This window comes from Jiangella gansuensis DSM 44835, from assembly GCF_000515395.1.
GTDB classification, from domain to species: Bacteria; Actinomycetota; Actinomycetes; order Jiangellales; family Jiangellaceae; genus Jiangella; species Jiangella gansuensis.
This window is the reverse complement of record NZ_KI911782.1, coordinates 2,042,939-2,060,273: the sequence shown is the minus strand read 5'-3', so window position 1 is coordinate 2,060,273 and position 17,335 is coordinate 2,042,939. Positions and strand designations below refer to the sequence as shown.

The 17,335-nt window shown below is 72.2% G+C and carries 17 protein-coding genes; 2 read left to right on the top strand and 15 right to left on the bottom strand.

Annotated elements, in window-relative coordinates; all coding sequences use genetic code 11:
* Window positions 1-34: 34 nt before the first annotated feature.
* The 8 genes from JIAGA_RS28840 to rimP form a co-directional block, all read right to left on the bottom strand.
* On the bottom strand, window positions 35-484 hold the full coding sequence (locus JIAGA_RS28840) for a MarR family winged helix-turn-helix transcriptional regulator (RefSeq protein ID WP_035812355.1): 450 nt from the start codon (window positions 482-484) through the stop codon (window positions 35-37).
* Between the two features lie 24 nt (window positions 485-508).
* A complete protein-coding gene (gene truB, locus JIAGA_RS0110010; RefSeq protein ID WP_035812353.1) occupies window positions 509-1,402 on the bottom strand; it encodes a tRNA pseudouridine(55) synthase TruB in 894 nt (297 codons plus the stop codon).
* A complete protein-coding gene (gene rbfA, locus JIAGA_RS0110005) occupies window positions 1,377-1,895 on the bottom strand; it encodes a 30S ribosome-binding factor RbfA (protein WP_026875552.1) in 519 nt (172 codons plus the stop codon). The genes truB and rbfA overlap by 26 nt, the downstream gene beginning before the upstream one ends.
* 4 nt (window positions 1,896-1,899) lie before the next feature.
* Window positions 1,900-2,199 (bottom strand): DUF503 domain-containing protein, encoded by a 300-nt coding sequence (locus JIAGA_RS0110000; RefSeq protein WP_026875551.1) that lies wholly within the window; start codon window positions 2,197-2,199, stop codon window positions 1,900-1,902.
* 79 nt (window positions 2,200-2,278) lie between these two features.
* Window positions 2,279-5,305: a translation initiation factor IF-2 gene (infB, locus tag JIAGA_RS35620; RefSeq protein WP_051425924.1), complete on the bottom strand. Its 3,027-nt coding sequence runs from the start codon at window positions 5,303-5,305 to the stop codon at window positions 2,279-2,281.
* 90 nt (window positions 5,306-5,395) lie between these two features.
* Complete coding sequence (locus JIAGA_RS33780) at window positions 5,396-5,734, bottom strand: DUF448 domain-containing protein (protein ID WP_157552955.1); 339 nt, start codon at window positions 5,732-5,734, stop codon at window positions 5,396-5,398.
* A 34-nt stretch (window positions 5,735-5,768) separates the two neighbouring features.
* On the bottom strand, window positions 5,769-6,770 hold the full coding sequence (gene nusA / locus JIAGA_RS0109985; protein WP_026875549.1) for a transcription termination factor NusA: 1,002 nt from the start codon (window positions 6,768-6,770) through the stop codon (window positions 5,769-5,771).
* A gap of 10 nt (window positions 6,771-6,780) precedes the next feature.
* On the bottom strand, window positions 6,781-7,272 hold the full coding sequence (gene rimP, locus JIAGA_RS0109980; protein WP_026875548.1) for a ribosome maturation factor RimP: 492 nt from the start codon (window positions 7,270-7,272) through the stop codon (window positions 6,781-6,783).
* Between the two features lie 113 nt (window positions 7,273-7,385).
* Here rimP and JIAGA_RS33000 point away from each other — a divergent pair, with 113 nt between their 5' ends.
* Window positions 7,386-7,904 (top strand): hypothetical protein, encoded by a 519-nt coding sequence (locus tag JIAGA_RS33000; RefSeq protein ID WP_157552952.1) that lies wholly within the window; start codon window positions 7,386-7,388, stop codon window positions 7,902-7,904.
* Window positions 7,905-7,912: 8 nt separating this feature from the next.
* Window positions 7,913-8,332: a ferritin-like domain-containing protein gene (locus tag JIAGA_RS0109970; protein WP_026875547.1), complete on the top strand. Its 420-nt coding sequence runs from the start codon at window positions 7,913-7,915 to the stop codon at window positions 8,330-8,332.
* 21 nt (window positions 8,333-8,353) lie between these two features.
* On the opposite strand, the gene JIAGA_RS0109965 is transcribed toward JIAGA_RS0109970, so the two are convergent.
* From JIAGA_RS0109965 to dxr, 7 genes are all read right to left on the bottom strand, one after another.
* The gene (locus JIAGA_RS0109965) at window positions 8,354-9,274 is read right to left on the bottom strand and encodes a DMT family transporter (protein WP_035812344.1); all 921 of its coding nucleotides are present in this window, start codon (window positions 9,272-9,274) and stop codon (window positions 8,354-8,356) included.
* Window positions 9,275-9,428: 154 nt separating this feature from the next.
* Window positions 9,429-11,177, bottom strand: coding sequence for a proline--tRNA ligase (locus tag JIAGA_RS0109960; protein ID WP_245597149.1), 1,749 nt, complete (start codon window positions 11,175-11,177; stop codon window positions 9,429-9,431).
* Between the two features lie 83 nt (window positions 11,178-11,260).
* Window positions 11,261-12,472, bottom strand: a complete 1,212-nt coding sequence (locus JIAGA_RS28820; protein ID WP_035812343.1) for a CapA family protein — start codon at window positions 12,470-12,472, stop codon at window positions 11,261-11,263.
* Complete coding sequence (locus JIAGA_RS0109950; RefSeq protein ID WP_051425922.1) at window positions 12,472-13,317, bottom strand: GNAT family N-acetyltransferase; 846 nt, start codon at window positions 13,315-13,317, stop codon at window positions 12,472-12,474. The genes JIAGA_RS28820 and JIAGA_RS0109950 overlap by 1 nt, the downstream gene beginning before the upstream one ends.
* A gap of 97 nt (window positions 13,318-13,414) precedes the next feature.
* Window positions 13,415-14,569 (bottom strand): flavodoxin-dependent (E)-4-hydroxy-3-methylbut-2-enyl-diphosphate synthase, encoded by a 1,155-nt coding sequence (gene ispG / locus JIAGA_RS0109945; protein ID WP_026875543.1) that lies wholly within the window; start codon window positions 14,567-14,569, stop codon window positions 13,415-13,417.
* A 21-nt stretch (window positions 14,570-14,590) separates the two neighbouring features.
* Window positions 14,591-15,913 (bottom strand): M50 family metallopeptidase, encoded by a 1,323-nt coding sequence (locus JIAGA_RS0109940; protein ID WP_026875542.1) that lies wholly within the window; start codon window positions 15,911-15,913, stop codon window positions 14,591-14,593.
* A 1-nt stretch (window position 15,914) separates the two neighbouring features.
* Window positions 15,915-17,117 (bottom strand): 1-deoxy-D-xylulose-5-phosphate reductoisomerase, encoded by a 1,203-nt coding sequence (gene dxr, locus JIAGA_RS0109935; protein WP_026875541.1) that lies wholly within the window; start codon window positions 17,115-17,117, stop codon window positions 15,915-15,917.
* Window positions 17,118-17,335: the final 218 nt, after the last annotated feature.

Genomic DNA, 17,335 nt, shown 5'->3' with positions numbered 1-17,335 from the left:
GCAACTATATGAACAATGGTTGCAGCGCGCAACTTTATTCCGGGGCCAGCGAAGAGTTCAGCCTCGCCAGCAGCACGACCAGCGTGTCGATGTCGGCGTCCGGCCAGTCCCGCAGCGCCTCACCGAGCCAGCGGCCACGCGCCGCCCGCAGCGCGCGCACGCGGACCAGGCCATCCTCCGTGACATGGATCAGCCGGGAGCGCCGGTCCATCGGATCCGGCACCCGCTGGATCAGGCCGAGTGCCTCCAGCTGCGTGATCTGCCGGCTGACGGTGGACTTGTCCAGGCCGAACCGCTCGGCGAGGTCGCCGGCGCGCAGGTCACCACCGTCGGCGAGGGCGCCCAGGAGGCCGTAGGACGCGACCTCGATGCCGGCGTCGACCTGCCGGGCCAGATCGACGGACAACCGCCGGACACGTCGCCAGAGAACTCCGAGTTCGGACTCGAGCCGTTCGTGCGCCTGCTGGCGATCAGCCCCGGTCATCTCCCCCGGCCCTCGTCCTGGTCGTCATCCGACGAACACCGCCACGTGTTTGGCACGAGGACCACGATCCTCGGCCAGGGAGAGCAGCGTACCGTCCGGGCCGAAGACGGCCACCGGACCGGGGCCGAGCCCTGTCGCCGGCAACGGCATGCCGTGCGACACCTTGCGGGCGGTGTCGGCGTCGACGTCCAACCGCGGGAACGCCGCGGCGGCCGCCTCGGCCAGTGGCATCAGCGCGAACGTCTCGGCGAGCTGGTCCAGCGTGCGAGCGACCGACAGGCGATACGGGCCGACGGCGGTGCGCCGCAGTGCCGTCAGATGCCCACCCACCCCCAGTGCGGCGCCCACGTCGCGGGCCAGCGCCCGCACGTAGGTCCCGCTGGAGCAGACCACCCGCACGTCGAGGTCGATGTACGGGCCGTCCCGGCGGGTCGCGAGCACCTCGAACCGGCTGACGACGACGTCGCGCGCGGGCAGTTGGACGTCCTCGCCGGAGCGGACCCTCCGGTACGAGCGCACCCCGTCGATCTTCACGGCCGAGACGGCGCTGGGCACCTGCTGGATCGGCCCGGTCAGGCTGCGGACCGCGGCCGCGATGGCGGCGTCGCTGACGGCCGACGCGTCCGCGCCGCCGGTGACCTCGCCCTCGGCGTCGTCGGTGACGGTGCTCGCGCCGAGCCGGACGGTGCCGTCGTACTCCTTGTCGGTCAGCGCGAGGTGGCCCAGCAGCCGGGTCGCCTTACCGACGCCGACCACCAGGACGCCGGTGGCCATCGGGTCGAGGGTGCCGGCGTGCCCGACCCGGCGGGTGCCGGCCAGCCGGCGCAGCCGGGCGACGACGTCGTGCGAGGTCCACTCGGCCGGCTTGTCGACGACGACCAGGCCGGCAGGATCAGTCACGGTGAGCGTCGTCCCCATCCTCGGCCAGGTCGTCGCCCTCGGCCAGGTCCTCGTCGGCCAGGTCGTCCTCGTCCAGGTCCTCGTCGTCGTCCTCGGCCGGCTTCTTGTACGGGTCGGGGTCACCGGCGTACTGAGCCTCGGCGGCGGCCCGGGCGACCTGCTCGTCGGACTCACGTGCGGCCCGCAGCAGATCGTCGATGTTCGCGGCGTTCTCCGGGATGGCGTCCGCGACGAACTCCAGCGTCGGGGTGAACCGGACGCCGGTGCGGCGGCCCACCTCGGAGCGCACCAGCCCCTTGACGCTCTCCAGTGCCGCCGCGGTGGCCGTGCGTTCCTCGTCGGTGCCGTACACGGTGTAGAAAACGGTGGCGTCACGCAGGTCGCCGGTGATGCGGGCGTCGGTGACCGTGACGAAGCCCAGACGGGGGTCCTTGACACGACGCTCCAGCGTCTCGGCCACGATCTCGCGGATCCGGTCGGCCAGCTTGCGTGCCCGCGTGTGATCGGCCATGGGACTACTCCTCGTCTTCGTCGTGATGAATGCGGCGGCGTGTCGACAGCAACTCGACCTCCGGCCGCCCGGCGACGTGCTGCTCGACCGCGTCCAGGACGTCGATGCACCGCCGGGAGTCCCCGGCGACGACGGCGACCCCGACCTCGGCCCGCCGGTGCAGGTCCTGATGACCCACCTCGGCGACGGCGACGTCGAAACGCCGCCTGATCTCGGCCACGATCGGCCGCACGTACGCCCGTTTCTGCTTCAGGGAATGCACGTCGCCCAGCAGAACGTCAAAAGTGATCGTTCCAACGAACACGTCCAGGCCGGCCCTTTCACGACCGCCGAGCTGAAGGGCCGGCGCCGGAGGTGAACTCCGACGCCGGCCACCACGGGCGTCAGCCGCGCGGCTTCTCCTTCATCTCGTACGTCTCGATGGAGTCGCCGATCTTGATGTCGTTGAAGTTGCCGAGGCTGATACCGCACTCGAAACCTTCGCGGACCTCGGTGACGTCGTCCTTCTCCCGTCGCAGCGACACGACCGTGAGGGCCTCCCCCACGACCACGCCGTCCCGGACCAGCCGGGCCGAGGCGTTGCGCCGCATGATGCCGTTGGTGACCATGCACCCGGCGATGTTGCCGACACGGGACGAACGGAAGACCTCACGGATCTCCGCGGTACCGAGCTGGACCTCCTCGAACTCCGGCTTGAGCATGCCCTTGAGGGCCGCCTCGATCTCCTCGATGGCCGAGTAGATGACCGAGTAGTACCGGATCTCCACACCCTCGCGGTCGGCCAGGTCCTCCACCGTCCGGCTCTGCGGCCGGACGTTGAAGCCGATGATGATTCCCTGGTCGATGGAGGCGAGGTTGACGTCGTTGGCCGTGATGGCGCCGACGCCGCGGTGGATGATGTTGAGGTTGACCTCGTCGCCCACGTCGATCTTGAGCAGCGCGTCCTCGAGTGCCTCGACCGAGCCGGACACGTCGCCCTTGAGGATCAGGTTCAGCGTCTCGACCTTGCTCTCGGCCATGAAGCTCTCGAGCGTGACCCGCTTACGCGCCTTGGCCAGCGCCGCGTTGCGCTCCATGGCCTCTCGCTTCTCGGCGATCTGGCGCGCCGTGCGGTCGTCGTCGGCGACGAGGAACTTGTCGCCGGCGCCGGGCACCGCGGTCAGGCCGAGCACCAGGACCGGACGCGCCGGGCCTGCCTCCTCGACCTGCTTGCCGTACTCGTCGAGCATCGCCCGGACCCGGCCGTAGGACTGGCCGGTGACGATGGCGTCGCCCGGACGCAGCGTTCCCCGCTGCACCAGGACGGTGGCCACCGGGCCACGGCCGCGGTCGAGGTGACCCTCGATCGCGACACCGCGTGCCGCCATGTCCGGGTTGGCCTGCAGGTCCAGCGCCGCGTCTGCGGTCAGCAGGACGGCCTCGAGCAGCTTGTCGATGTTGACACCCGGCTTGGCCGCGACGTCGACGAACATGGTGTCGCCGCCGTACTCCTCGGCCACCAGGTTGTACTCAGTGAGCTGCTGGCGGATCTTCGCCGGGTTGGCACCCTCGACGTCGATCTTGTTGACCGCGACGACGATCGGCACGCCGGCCGCCTGCGCGTGGTTCAGCGCCTCGATGGTCTGCGGCATCACGCCGTCGTCGGCCGCCACGACCAGGATGACGATGTCGGTCACCTGAGCACCACGGGCACGCATGGCGGTGAACGCCTCGTGACCCGGGGTGTCGATGAAGGTGATCGCTCGCTGCTGGCCGTCGTGTTCGACGTAGACCTGGTAGGCACCGATGTGCTGGGTGATGCCGCCGGCCTCGGACTCGACGATGTTCTCCTTGCGGATGGCGTCCAGGAGCTTCGTCTTACCGTGGTCGACGTGGCCCATGACGGTGACCACCGGCGGGCGCGGCGCGGCGTTGCCGTCGTCCTCGGCATCGAAGTCGATGTCGAACGACTCCAGCAGCTCGCGGTCCTCGTCCTCCGGCGACACCATCTGGATGTCGTAGCCGAGCTCCTCGCCCAGCACCCGGAAGGTGTCCTCGTCCACCGACTGGGTGGCCGTGACCATCTCACCGAGACCGAAGAGCACCTGCACCAGCTGCGCGGGGTCGACGTCGATCCGCTCGGCGAAGTCGGCCAGGGACGCACCACGCGGCAGCCGGACTGCCTCGCCGTTGCCGCGCGGCAGCCGCACGCCGCCGATGCTGGGCGCCTGCATGTTGTCGTATTCCTGGCGCTTCTGCCGCTTGCTCTTGCGGCTCTTCGCCGGCCGGCCACCGGGACGGCCGAACGCGCCGGCCGTGCCACCGCGACCACGGCCACCGGGGCCGGGACGGCCACCGAAGCCGCCGCCACCACCGGGACGACCGCCGCCGCCACCGAAGCCGCCGCCACCGCCAGGACGGCCACCGCCGCCGCCACCACCGGGACGGCCACCGCCGCCACCGCCGGGGCCGCCACGGCCACCGCCACCGCCGCCACCCGGGCGACCGCCACGGTCGGAACTGGGACGGCTGGACGGCCGAGGCGGCATCATGCCCGGGTTGGGACGTGGGCCACCGGGGCCCGCCGAGGCGCCCGGGCGGGGCGCCGGACGGTCACCGGAACTGCCCCGGTTGTCGCCGTCGCGGCGCTGGCCAGGGCGCTGCATGCCGGTGGAACCACCGGACGAGAACGGGTTGTTGCCCGGCCGCGGGCCGCCGCCGGGACGAGGCCGGCCCATGCCGGTGCTCTCGCCGCCGAACGGGTTGTTCCCGGGACGGGGACCGCCCGGGCGCGATGCCGGGCCGGGCTTGGGCGCACCGGGACGCGGTGCCCCGCCACCCGGACGCGGAGCAGAACCCGGGCGCGGCGAACCCTGCGCCGGGCGCTGACCCTGCCCACCCGGACGCTGACCCTGACCGCCGGGCCGCTGACCCTGATCGGCCGGACGCTGGCCCTGGTCGGCCGGGCGCTGGCTGGGGGCCGGCGCCGACGGACGCGGGCCGGGCCGCGGAGCCGGAGTCGGCCGGGCGGATTCAGGCGCCGACGGCTGGTCGGCAGGACCGGGCCGCGGGGCGGGCCGGTCCGGCGCGGCCGGTGTGGCCGGAGCAGCCGGTGTGGCCGGTGCCGATGGTGCCGCCGGTGCCGATGGTGCCGCCGGTGCCGGCGACGTGCCGTCTGCGGCCGCACCGCCCGGCGCGGCCTGCGCGGGTGGTGCCGGACGTGCGGACACGCCCGGACGACCAGGCGCACGCTTGGTGGGCCTGGTGGATGATTGGTTGGCGAACGCCTCCCGCAACTTGCGGACGACGGGTGCCTCGACGGTCGATGACGCCGACTTGACGTACTCTCCGAGGTCGCCCAGCTTGCCGAGGACGTCCTTGCTCGTCACACCGAGCTCTTTAGCGAGCTCGTGTACCCGGACCTTTGCCACTGCTCTCCTTCTCGGCCCGGGCGTGTCGGCTCGGACCGGCTAGGTGGTGCGCGTGCTCATCGCTGCGTGCTCATTGAGCGCTCGTGAGCGTCACGTCGTGTCTCCTTCTGCCTGGCCGGCCGGCCGTGTCGGCCGTCCGGATGGATCCTCCTGCTCGGCAAGCCACCGACGCAGCTCTGTGACGTCGAGCGGCCCCTCGCGGCGCAAAGCACGCGAGAACGCCCGACGTCGCTCGGCTGATTCGAGGCACCCCGGACTCGGATGCAGGTACGCACCCCGGCCCGGGAGCCGGCCGTCGTGGTCGGGAACCAGCACACCAGGTGTGCCGACACCTCCCGCGACGACGCGAAGCAGTTCGGACTTCGCCGCACGGGACCGGCAACCTATGCAGGTGCGCACAGGTGACCGGCCGGACGCGCGGTCTCTCACCGGAACAGTTTAGCGTCTATCGGGAGTGAAACGCTCACGCGGGAGCGTCGGCGGGCCGATCCGAGGTCTCCGGCTCGGTGTCGGACCTGATGTCGATGCGCCAACCGGTCAGCCGCGCGGCCAGCCGGGCGTTCTGTCCCTCCCGGCCGATGGCCAGCGACAACTGGAAGTCCGGCACCGTCACCCGGGCCGAACGAGCCTGCTCGTCGACGATCTCGACCCGCTGCACCCGCGCCGGCGACAACGCGTGCGCGACCAGTTCGGCAGGGTCGTCGGACCAGTCGACGATGTCGATCTTCTCGCCGTGCAGCTCCGTCATGACCGCGCGCACCCGCGAGCCCATCGGGCCGATGCAGGCGCCCTTGGCGTTCACACCCGCGACCGTGGCGTGCACCGCGATCTTCGTACGGTGTCCGGCCTCGCGCGCGATGCCCGCGATCCGCACCGTGCCGTCGGCGATCTCGGGCACCTCCAGCGTGAACAGCTTCTTCACCAGGTTGGGATGAGTGCGCGACACGGTGACGACAGGGCCGTGCAGCCCCTTGCGCACCTGCACGACGTAGCAGCGGATCCGGCTGCCGTGCTCGTACTGCTCCCCCGGCACCTGCTCGGCCGGCGGCAGCACCGCTTCGACCTTGCCGAGGTTGACCATGACGGTGCGTGGGTCGCGGCCTTGCTGGATGGTGCCGGAGACGATCTCGCCCTCACGGTCGAGGAAGTCGCCGAACGTGTTCTCGTCCTCCGCGTCGCGCAGCCGCTGCAGGATCTCCTGCTTCGCGGTGGTGGCGGCGATCCGGCCGAAACCCTCCGGGGTGTCGTCCCACTCCCGCACGACGGCGCCGTCCTCGTCGACCTCCTGCGCCCAGACGGTGACGTGCCCGGACTTGCGGTCGAGTTCGACGCGGGCGCGCGGCTGGTGGCTCCCGGTGCGCTGGTAGGCCAGCAGCAGGGCACGCTCCGTCGCCTCGACGACGAGGTCGAAGGAGATGTCCTTCTCTCGCTCCAGTGCTCGCAGGAGCGAAAGGTCGATGTCCACGGGTTACTCGTCACTCCTCTTCGATGTCTGCGTCGTCGTCCCCGCTGCGGCGGAACTCGACCTGGACCTTGGCCTTGCGGATGTCGCCGTACGCGACCTCGCGTTCGCCGGCGCCGTCGACCTCGAGGACGACGGCTTCCTCACCCGCGGCGACGACCCGGCCGGTGACGTCGTCGCCCTCGTGGAGCACGGCCCGCACCATCCGTCCGGACGCCCGCCGCCAGTGCCGCGGCAGCGTCAGCGGGCGCGACACGCCCGGTGAACTCACTTCGAGGGTGTACGGGTGCTCGCCCATGACGTCGGAGTCGTCCAACGCGCGCGAGATGAGCCGGGAGGCTTCGGCGCACCGGTCGAGATCGACCCCGCCGTCGGCGTCGACCACGATCCGCACCCGGCTACGGCGGCCCGCCTGGCTGATGTCGAGGGCTTCGAGGTCGAGGCCCTCGGACTCCACGACCGGCTCGATGACCTGCTGTAGAAGGTCACGGGTAGCGGCGGTCATCCGTGCGCCTCCTCGATGTCGAGTTGTCTCATGTACTGGCCCGGCTACTTGACGTCCTGCCGTCAAGAGTAGCCAACACTACAGCGATGGCCGGGCAGGTTACGGTGTCCCACGTGATCGAGACGGTGGACGCGCCACGACGGCGGCTACTCGCGACGTTCCTGGGGGCACCGGTCGCGGTGGCACTGGCCGGAACGGCGCTGGCCGGTTGCTCCGCCGACACCCGGCCCAAGGCCGCGCCAGGGTCACGCGAGGCGCTGGACGCGGACGTCAAGGTGCGGTGGAACGCGGTACACGGCGAGCAGGTCCTGCTGGCGCTGCACGCCGCCACCGTCGCCGCCCACCCGGGCCTCGCCGAGCGGCTGGCACCGTTGACCGCCCACCACGACGAGCACCTGGCCGCGCTGCGCGAAGACGGCCCGCTGCCGTTCGGCACCCGCGACACCGCGCCGGGCGCCGACGTGCCCGCCGACCCGGCGGCCGCGCTGGCCGCCGTCGTCGAGGCCGAGCGGGCCGCCGGCGAGGCCCGCGTGACCGACTGCTTGGCCGCCACCGGTCCCCGCCTGGCGGCGATGCTCGCCGCGATCGCCGCCGCCGAGGCCGGCCACGGCGTCGTCCTGGCGGCGGCATGACCGCGGCCGTGAGCAGCACCGACGCCGCGCAGGCGGCGCTGGCCGGCGAGCACGCCTGCGTCTACGGCTACGGCGTCGCCGGCGCACACCTGCCCGACGGCGGCGAGCCGGCCCGTCGCGCCCTGGGCGCCCACCGCCATCAGCGCGACGCCCTGGCCGCGGCGATCCGCGCCGCCGGCGCCGAACCGGTGGCCGCCGAGCCGGGCTATACGCTGCCCGAACCGGTCGCCGACGACGCCGCGGCCCGGCGCCTGGCCGTGACCATGGAGCAGCGGCTGGCCGCGCTGTACGCCGACCTGGTGGCGGCCGCTGACACTCCCGAGCTGCGCGAGCTCGCCGCCCGCGCCGTGGTCACGGCCTCGGTCGCCGCGCTGTCCTGGGGCGGCGAACCGGCAGCCTTCCCAGGACTCGACGACCGGGTGGGGTGACCGCCGCCGGCCGGTGGTGGCTCACCGCCGACGGCGCAGCGACGTCGTCAACACCGCCGCGCCGATCAGCACCGCACCGGCCAGCCCGGCCGCGCCGAGCCGTTCGTCCAGGACGACGGCACCCAGGACCGCCGCCGTCAGCGGCTCCAGGAGGGCGATCAGCGCGGCCGACCCGGTGGCCACCGTGCTCAGGCCGGCGAAGAACAGGCCGTACGCCAACGCCGTCGGGGCGAGCCCCAGGAACACCAGTAGCCCCAGCGTCGGTGTGTCGAGGCCGACGGCCAGCCCACCGGTCAGTCCCGCCACCGGCAGCAGGACCGCGCCGCCGACGCAGAACGACAGCCCGACGGTCGGCAGCGGGCCGAGGTCGTCGACCGGCCGGGCGCCGAGCATCGTGATGGCGGCGAAGCCGGCGGCGGAAGCCAGTGCGCAGGCGGCGCCGCCGAGTGCCGCGGCAGGGTCACCGGTGGCCGGCGTTCCCACCAGCAGCGCCAGCCCGGCCGCGGCGGCGGCGATGGCCAGCACGGTGCGGCGGTCCGGCCGGCGCCGGGCCAGTACGCTCTCGGCCGCCACCACCAGCACCGGCGACGACCCCAGCGTGATCAGCGTCGCCAGGCTCACCGAGGTCAGGGAGACCGCGGCGAAGTAGCAGCTCTGGTACCAGGCGGCGAGCAGGCCGAGCACGACGAGCCTGCGGCCGCCGCGGCCGGTGAAGCGCAACCGGCGCAGCCGGCCGGACAGCACCAGCCAGCCGACCACGAGCGCACCGCCGATCGCCAGCCGATAGGCGGCGACGGCCAGCGGTGACAGGCCGGTGCGGTCGATGAGCAGGACGCCGGTCAGTCCGCCGGTCCCCCACAGGAGACCGGCGCCCATGACGGCGAACAGATGCGTCCGCGCCACCACGGGCGCGGACGGTTGGAGGGTTCGAGCGTGTTCCACGGATCAGCTCCAGCGACGAATGCCGACATGACGCGGGAGCGGGACACGACGAGGAAGCCGGCCGTCCTCAGGCGGACGGCCGGCGCGCAGAGACGCGCCCCGCTAGAGAGCGGGGGGCGGGGTGACCGGGAACAGCCGATGCATGAGCGGGATCCTATGCCACGACGAGCCGCGACAGATGCGACACCGCGTCGGCGACCGGCACGTTCTCGCGGTCGCCGCTGCGGCGGTCCTTGACCTCGACGACACCGTCGGCCAGGCCCCGCCCGACGACGACGATGGTCGGCACGCCGATCAGCTCGGAGTCCTTGAACTTCACGCCTGGGCTGACGCCGCGGCGGTCGTCGTACAGCACCCGCACGCCGGCGGCGTCGAGCTGCGTTGCCAGCTGGTCGGCGGCCGCGAACACGGCGTCGTCCTTGCCGGTGGCGACGAGGTGGACGTCGGCCGGCGCGACCTCGCGCGGCCAGATGATGCCGGCGTCGTCGTGGGAGTTCTCGATGACGGCCGCGACGGCGCGCGACACGCCGACGCCGTAGGACCCCATGGTGACGGTGACCAGCTTGCCGTTCTCGTCCAGCACCTGCAGGCCCAGGGCCTCGGAGTACTTGCGGCCGAGCTGGAAGATGTGCCCCATCTCGATGCCGCGCGCGGTCTCGAGCGGGCCGGAACCGTCGGGCGCGGGGTCGCCGGCGCGCACCTCGGCGGCCTCGATGGTGCCGTCGGGCGTGAAGTCGCGCCCGGCCACCAGGTCGATGACGTGCCGGCCGGGCTCGTCGGCGCCGGTGACCCAGCGGGTGCCCTCGACGACGCGGGGGTCGACCAGGTACCGGATGCCCGACGCGTTCTTCTCGCCCAGCACGCCCGGCCCGATGTAGCCCTTGGCCAGCGCCGGGTGCGCGGTGAAGTCGTCCTCGGTGAACGGCTGGACGACGGCCGGCTCGACCTGGGCCTGCAGCCGCTTCTCGTCGACGTCCCGATCGCCGGGGACGCCGATGGCCAGCGGCTCCCGCGTGCCGTCGGGCTGGCGCAGGACCACCAGCACGTTCTTCAGCGTGTCGGCGGCCTGCCAGGGCCGGTCCTCACGTGGGAAGTGCTCGTTGAGGTGGTCGACGAGGGTCTCGATGGTCGGCGTGTCCGGGGTGTCCTCGGCGTGCGCGGCGGGCACGTCGTCGTACGGCACCGGCGGCGGCACGGGTGTCGTCACCGCCTCGACGTTGGCCGCGTACCCGCCGGGCGAACGGACGTAGGTGTCCTCGCCGTTCACCGCCGTGGCCAGGAACTCCTCGCTGGCCGAACCGCCCATGGCACCCGACGTGGCCTTGACGATGACGTAGTCGAGGCCGAGCCGGTCGAAGATCTTGATGTAGGCACCGCGGTGGGCGAGGTAGGACTTCATGAACGCCTCGTCGGAGACGTCGAAGGAGTAGGAGTCCTTCATGACGAACTCGCGGCCGCGCAGGATGCCGGCCCGGGGCCGTGCCTCGTCCCGGTACTTCGTCTGGATCTGGTACAGCGACAGCGGGAGGTCCTTGTACGAGGAGTACAGGTCCTTCACCAGCAGCGTGAACATCTCCTCGTGGGTCGGGCCGAGCAGGTAGTCCGCCCCCTTGCGGTCCTGGAGCCGGAAGAGGGTGTCGCCGTACTCCTCCCACCGGTTGGTGGCCTCGTAGGGCTCGCGCGGCAGCAGCGCCGGGAAGTGCACCTCCTGCGCGCCGATGGCGTCCATCTCCTCGCGCACGATCTTCTCGACATTGCGCAGGACCGTGTAGCCCAGCGGCAGCCACGAGTAGATGCCGGGCGCGGCACGCCGGACATACCCGGCCCGGACGAGCAGCTTATGACTCGGCACCTCGGCGTCCACCGGGTCCTCGCGCAGGGTTCGCAGGAACAACGTCGACATGCGCAGGACCACGAAGGACTCCAGTGCTCAAACGGACGATCGGGGGAACGAAGGACGAGGATATCCGGCGGTCCGGCGGCCGGTCACGGGGATTCCAGCAACCTCAGGCCGGCGGCGGCCGCGCCGCGGCTCTCGACGACCTGGGTGGTGCGGTCCAGCGCCTCCTGCAGCCGGGCCGCCGTCGCCGTGCCGACGTCCCCGCTGGCGAGCGCGTCCGGCACGGCCAGCACCTCGACCGGCGGTTGGTAGGTCTGATAGAGCGGCAGGTACTCCGCCGCCGCGGCGGTGAACTCGCCGGCCGCCGGGTCCTCGGTGAACGTGAACCGGGTCAGCAGGCCCTCCGCCTTCGGGCCCTCCGGCTCGGCGTGGTTGGCCATCAGGTTGCCCATGCCGTAGACCACCCATTCGCCGTCGACGTTCTCCAGCGGCTGGACGACGTGCGCGTGGTGGCCGAGCAGCAGGTCGATGTCGGGCGAGGCGATGAGCGCCGGCGCCAGCTCGCTCTGCTGCGGGTTGGGTTCGTGGACGTACTCGTCGCCCCAGTGCATGGCCACGACGACGACCTCGGCGCCCTCGGACCGGGCCCGGCCGGCGTCGGCGAGGATGCGGGCCTGGTCGATCTCGTTGCCCCGCCAGGTCTCACCGCCCGGCGCCGGGATGCCGTTGAACCCGAAGGTGTACGACAGCAGCGCGACGGCGACCGGCCCGGCGTCGGTGGCGACGTCGACGACGGTGATCTGCTCGGCCTCGGCGGGAGTGCGGGCGGACCCGGCGTGCGCGAGACCGGCCGCGTCGAGCGTGTCGAGGGTGCGGTCGACACCGTCGGCGCCCTGGTCGAACGTGTGGTTGGAGGCGGTGGTGCAGGCGTCGTAGCCGGATTCGGCCAACGCCGTGGCCACCTGCGGCGGCCCCGAGAACGCCGGGTAGCCCTCATACGGCCCGCCGGTCGGCGCCAGCGGTACCTCGAGATGACAGATGGCCAGGTCGGCAGCGGTCACGACCGGTGCGATGTTCACCAGCTGCGGCGCGAAGTCCATCTCCTCCCCCGCGCCGGCGTCGCGCTGCGCCTGCGCCCACAGCCGCTCGTGCAGCAGGACATCGCCGGTGGCGACCAGGGTGAACTCACGCGGCTCCGGCGTGGGCGTTGGCGTCGGCGACGGTGCCTGGCTCGGCGTGGCAGCCGACGGCGTCGGGGACGGCGCGGCGCTGTCGTCGCCGCCGTCGTCACCGGCGCAGCCGCCGATGGCGAGGACGACGGCGGCAAGGACGAGGAAGGGACGGCGCACGGCGGACATCAGAACATGACGGTGGCGAAGCGGCCGACCTCGGTGAAGCCGACACGCCGGTAGGCGCTGCGGGCAGCCAGGTTGAAGTCGTTCACGTACAGCGACACGGCCGGCGCGATCTCGCGCAGCGCGGTGTCCACCACCGCGGCCATGCCGCCGACCGACAGGCGCTCGCCGCGGCGGTCCGGGCGCACCCAGACGCCCTGGACCTGGCAGGCGTGCGGCGTCACCGCACCCACCTCGGCCTTGAACACGATGCCGTGCTCGTCGAACCGGGCGAACGCCCGGCCGGCGCGCACCAGCTCCGACAGCCGGGCCCGGTAGTAGGCGCCGCCGTCGGTGCCGTTGGGCGAGACGCCCACTTCCTCGGTGAACATGGCGACCGCCGCCGGCAGCAGCAGGTCGAGCTCGTCCGGGCGGACCCGGCGCACCAGGGGGTCAGGCGCGACCTTCGAGGCCGTCGCCAGCGCCATCACCGGCTGGCAGGCACGCACCTCGCGGGCCGGCCCCCACTCGGGACGCAGGAGGTCCCACATGGTCAGCACCGCGTCGGCCGGCCCGACGATGGACGAGCAGCGCCGGCCGCGGCGCAACGCGAGGTCGGCGAAGGTGCGGGCGGCCGGGCCGCTGGCGGCCACCGGCACCAGGTTGGCGCCGGAGTAGCACATGGACCGCAGCCGGTCCTCCTCGAAGAACCCCCACAGTTCGCCGGCCAGCCGCGACGGCGCGAGGCCAGAGGCGTGCACCCGGGAGCCGACGAAGACGTCGACGTGCGGCGCCTGGTCGAGCAGGGTGACGACGTCGTCGATGTCGGCCTGGATCAGCGGACGCACCGCAGTCGACGTACCGAGCACGGCGTCCCCTCCTCCCCCACCGCCCGGGGCAAGCGTCCCCCTCACGGTGCTAGTGAAGCAGGCACCGGACGTTCTGTCAGGTCGGGGAGCCGCCCTGTCATCCGACCGTGACCACGGGGCCGGCGGTGTCGTCGTCGGCTGACTCCATGGTCTCGGCGATGCGCATGGCCTCCTCGATGAGGGTCTCGACGATCTCCGATTCCGGCACGGTCTTGATCACTTCACCCTTGACGAAGATCTGCCCCTTGCCGTTGCCGGACGCGACGCCGAGGTCGGCCTCGCGGGCCTCGCCCGGGCCGTTGACGACGCAGCCCATGACGGCCACGCGCAGCGGCACCTCCATGCCTTCCAGGCCGGCGGTGACGCGGTCGGCGAGGGTGTAGACGTCGACCTGGGCGCGGCCACAGGACGGACAGGAGACGATCTCGAGCTTGCGCGGGCGCAGGTTCAGCGACTGCAGGATCTGGTTGCCGACCTTGACCTCCTCGACCGGAGGCGCGGACAGCGAGACTCTGATGGTGTCGCCGATGCCCTTCGACAACAGCGCGCCGAACGCGGTCGCCGACTTGATGGTCCCTTGGAACGCCGGCCCGGCCTCGGTGACGCCGAGGTGCAGCGGCCAGTCACCGCGCTCGGCGAGCAGCTCGTAGGCGCGGACCATGACGACGGGGTCGTTGTGCTTGACCGAGATCTTGAAGTCGTGGAAGTCGTGCTCCTCGAACAGCGACGCCTCCCACACCGCGGACTCGACCAGCGCCTCCGCGGTGGCCTTGCCGTACTTGGCCAGCAGCCGGGGGTCGAGCGAGCCGGCGTTGACGCCGATGCGCAGCGAGACACCGGCGTCCTTGGCGGCCCGGGCGATCTCGCCGACCTTGTCGTCGAACTTCCTGATGTTGCCCGGGTTGACCCGCACCGCCGCGCAGCCCGCGTCGATGGCGGCGAAGACGTACTTGGGCTGGAAGTGGATGTCGGCGATGACCGGGATCTGCGACTTCTTCGCGATGACGGGCAGCGCGTCGGCGTCGTCGGCGCTGGGGACCGCCACCCGCACGATGTCGCAGCCGGACGCGGTGAGCTCGGCGATCTGCTGCAGGGTCGCGTTGATGTCGGTGGTGGGGGTGGTGGTCATCGACTGGACGCTGATCGGTGCGTCACCGCCGACCTCGACCTTGCCGACGCGGATCTTGCGGGATCGGCGCCGCGGCGCCAGCACCGGCGGGGGCGACTGGGGCATGCCCAGGGCGACACTCATGTAGAACCTCTCCTATACCTCTCAGCCCAGCAGCCGGACCGGGTTGACCAGGTCGGCGTAGATCAGCAGGGCGCTCATCCCGATCAGGACGACCGCGACTCCGTAGGCCAGCGGCAGCGCCTTGGCGACGTCGACGGGTTGCGGCTCCGGGCGGCGGAACACGCGCGCGAACGCCCGCTTGATGGCCTCCCAGATGGCGCCGGCGGCGTGCCCGCCGTCCAGCGGCAGCAGCGGGACCAGGTTGAACAGCGCGATGGCCATGTTGAACGACGCCAGCATCATGACGAACGTGGCCACCCGCTGCCCGCCGGTGAACTCGTCGGCCGAGGCGATCTCGCCACCAATGCGCCCGGCGCCGACGATGCTGACCGGGGTCTCCCTGCTGCGTTCGGCGCCGCCGAACGCAGCATCCCAGACGTCGACCATGCGCTGCGGGATGCGCGACATCGCCTCCGCCGTGTTGCTGATGAACCCGCCGGTCCAGCCAAGGGTGCCGACGACGTCCTCGCGCTCGAACCGCTCGAAGGTCGGCTGGACACCCAAGAAGCTGGTTGTCTGCACCGCGCCGGCTTCTCCGTCCAGGTCGGGCCGCTCGGCCAGGATGAGCTCCGCCCGCAGGGTGCGCTCGGCGCCGTCACGCTCGACGACGATGTCGACGGTGTTCGGCCCGGCCGCCGCGATGGCCGCGGACACCTCCGGCCAGCTGGACACCTCGGTGCCGCCGACGGCGAGGATGCGGTCGCCGGGCAGGACTCCGGCCTCGGCGGCCGGTGCGGCCGGCCAGCCGGTGCAGTCGTCGCCTTCGGCCTCGGCCTGCGACGCCGGGATGACGCACTCGCTGACGACGCTCACCACCGGCGAGTACACCGGCTTGTCCGGGTTGCCGAAGGTCATGAGCACACCACCGGCGAGGAAGATGGCCAGCACGATGTTCATGGCGGGCCCGCCAAGCATGATGATGAGCTTCTTCCACCACGCCTTGCGGTAGAAGACGCGGCCCTCGTCGCCGGGGCCGATCTCCTCCTTCGCGGCGGTGCGGGCGTCGCGGGCCATGGTCTGGAACAGGCCGGTGCTGGACTGGCGCAGCTCGCTGCTGCGGCCGCCGGGCTCGGGCGGGAACATGCCGATCATGCGCACGAAGCCGCCGAGCGGGACGGCCTTGAACCCGTACTCGGTCTCGCCGCGTCGCCGCGACCACACGGTGCGGCCGAACCCGATCATGTACTGGGTGACCTTGACGCCGAACAGCTTGGCCGGCACGAGGTGACCGATCTCGTGCAGCGCGATGGAGAGCATCAGGCCGACGGCGAAGAGCAGGATGCCGACGACGGCGAGCAGGTCCATGTCAGCGTTCCTCTTCCGATCCGACGAGCTCGCGGGCCCGGGCGCGCGCCCAGCCCTCGGCCGCCACGACGTCGTCCACGCTCAGCGCGTCACCTCCACCGTACTCGTCAAGGATACGGGCGATGGTGTCGACGATGCCCAGGAACGGCAGCCGCCCGCCGACGAACGCCGCCAGGCACTCCTCGTTGGCCGCGTTGTAGACGGCCGGGGCGAGGCCGCCGCGGGTGCCCGCCGCCCGCGCCAGCTCGACCGCGGGGAACGCGTCGTTGTCCAGCGGCATGAACTCCCAGGTGGATGCGGTGCTCCAGTCGCAGGCGGGTGCGGCGTCGGCGAGCCGGTCGGGCCAGGACAGCGCCAGCGCAATCGGGATGCGCATGTCCGGCGGGCTGGCCTGCGCCAGCGTGGACCCGTCGATGAACTCCACCATGGAGTGCACGACGGACTGCGGGTGCACCACCACCTCGATGGCGTCGAACGGCACGTCGAAGAGCAGATGCGCCTCGATGAGCTCCAACCCCTTGTTGACCAGGGTGGCGGAGTTGATGGTGATGGCCGGGCCCATGTTCCACGTCGGGTGCGCCATCGCCTGCTCGCGGGTGACGTCGGTGAGCTCTCCCCGGGCGCGGCCGCGGAACGGGCCGCCGCTGGCCGTCAGCACCAGCTTGCGCACCTCGTCGGCGCGGCCGCCGCGCAGGCACTGCGCCAGCGCACTGTGCTCGCTGTCGACCGGCACGAGCTGACCGGGCGCCGCCGCGGCCTTGACCAGCTGACCGCCGGCGATCAGGGACTCCTTGTTGGCCAGCGCGAGCGTCCGGCCGGCCTTCAGGGCCGCCAGTGTCGGCCCCAGCCCGATGGAGCCGGTGATGCCGTTGAGGACGATGTCGCACTCGGCGGCGGCCAGCTCGGCCGCGGCGTCGGGCCCGGTGATGACACGCGGGACGCGGTACTGCCCGGTCTCGTAGCCGTGCCGTTGCGCCTCGGCGTAGAACGCGAGCAGCAGGTCCTGCGCGGCACTGGCGTGCGCCACGGCCACCGTGCCGACCCCGAGCCGCAGCGCCTGCGCCGCGAGCGCCGCCGGGTCCGAGCCGCCGGCGGCCAGGCCCACCACCCGGACCCGGTCGGGGTTGCTGGCGGCGACCTCGACCGCCTGGGTGCCGACGGAACCGGTCGAGCCGAGGATGACGACCTCGCGCGGTGGCTGCATGGCCCCATTGTCCCCTGGCGGCAGGTGCCACCGTTTCCGCCGTGGCGCCGCTCACACCGCCGATCGTCCAGCGGCGAGGGCTGGTCACGGGAAGATCTGCAGTTTGGTCTCGATCAGGCATACGGCTCAGGCAGTTCACACACGAGACAGGTCCAGACCATTGACGTGATGTCGGCCCGGTGGTAGACCAACGCGCCAACAGGTCTAAGGTCTGTGGG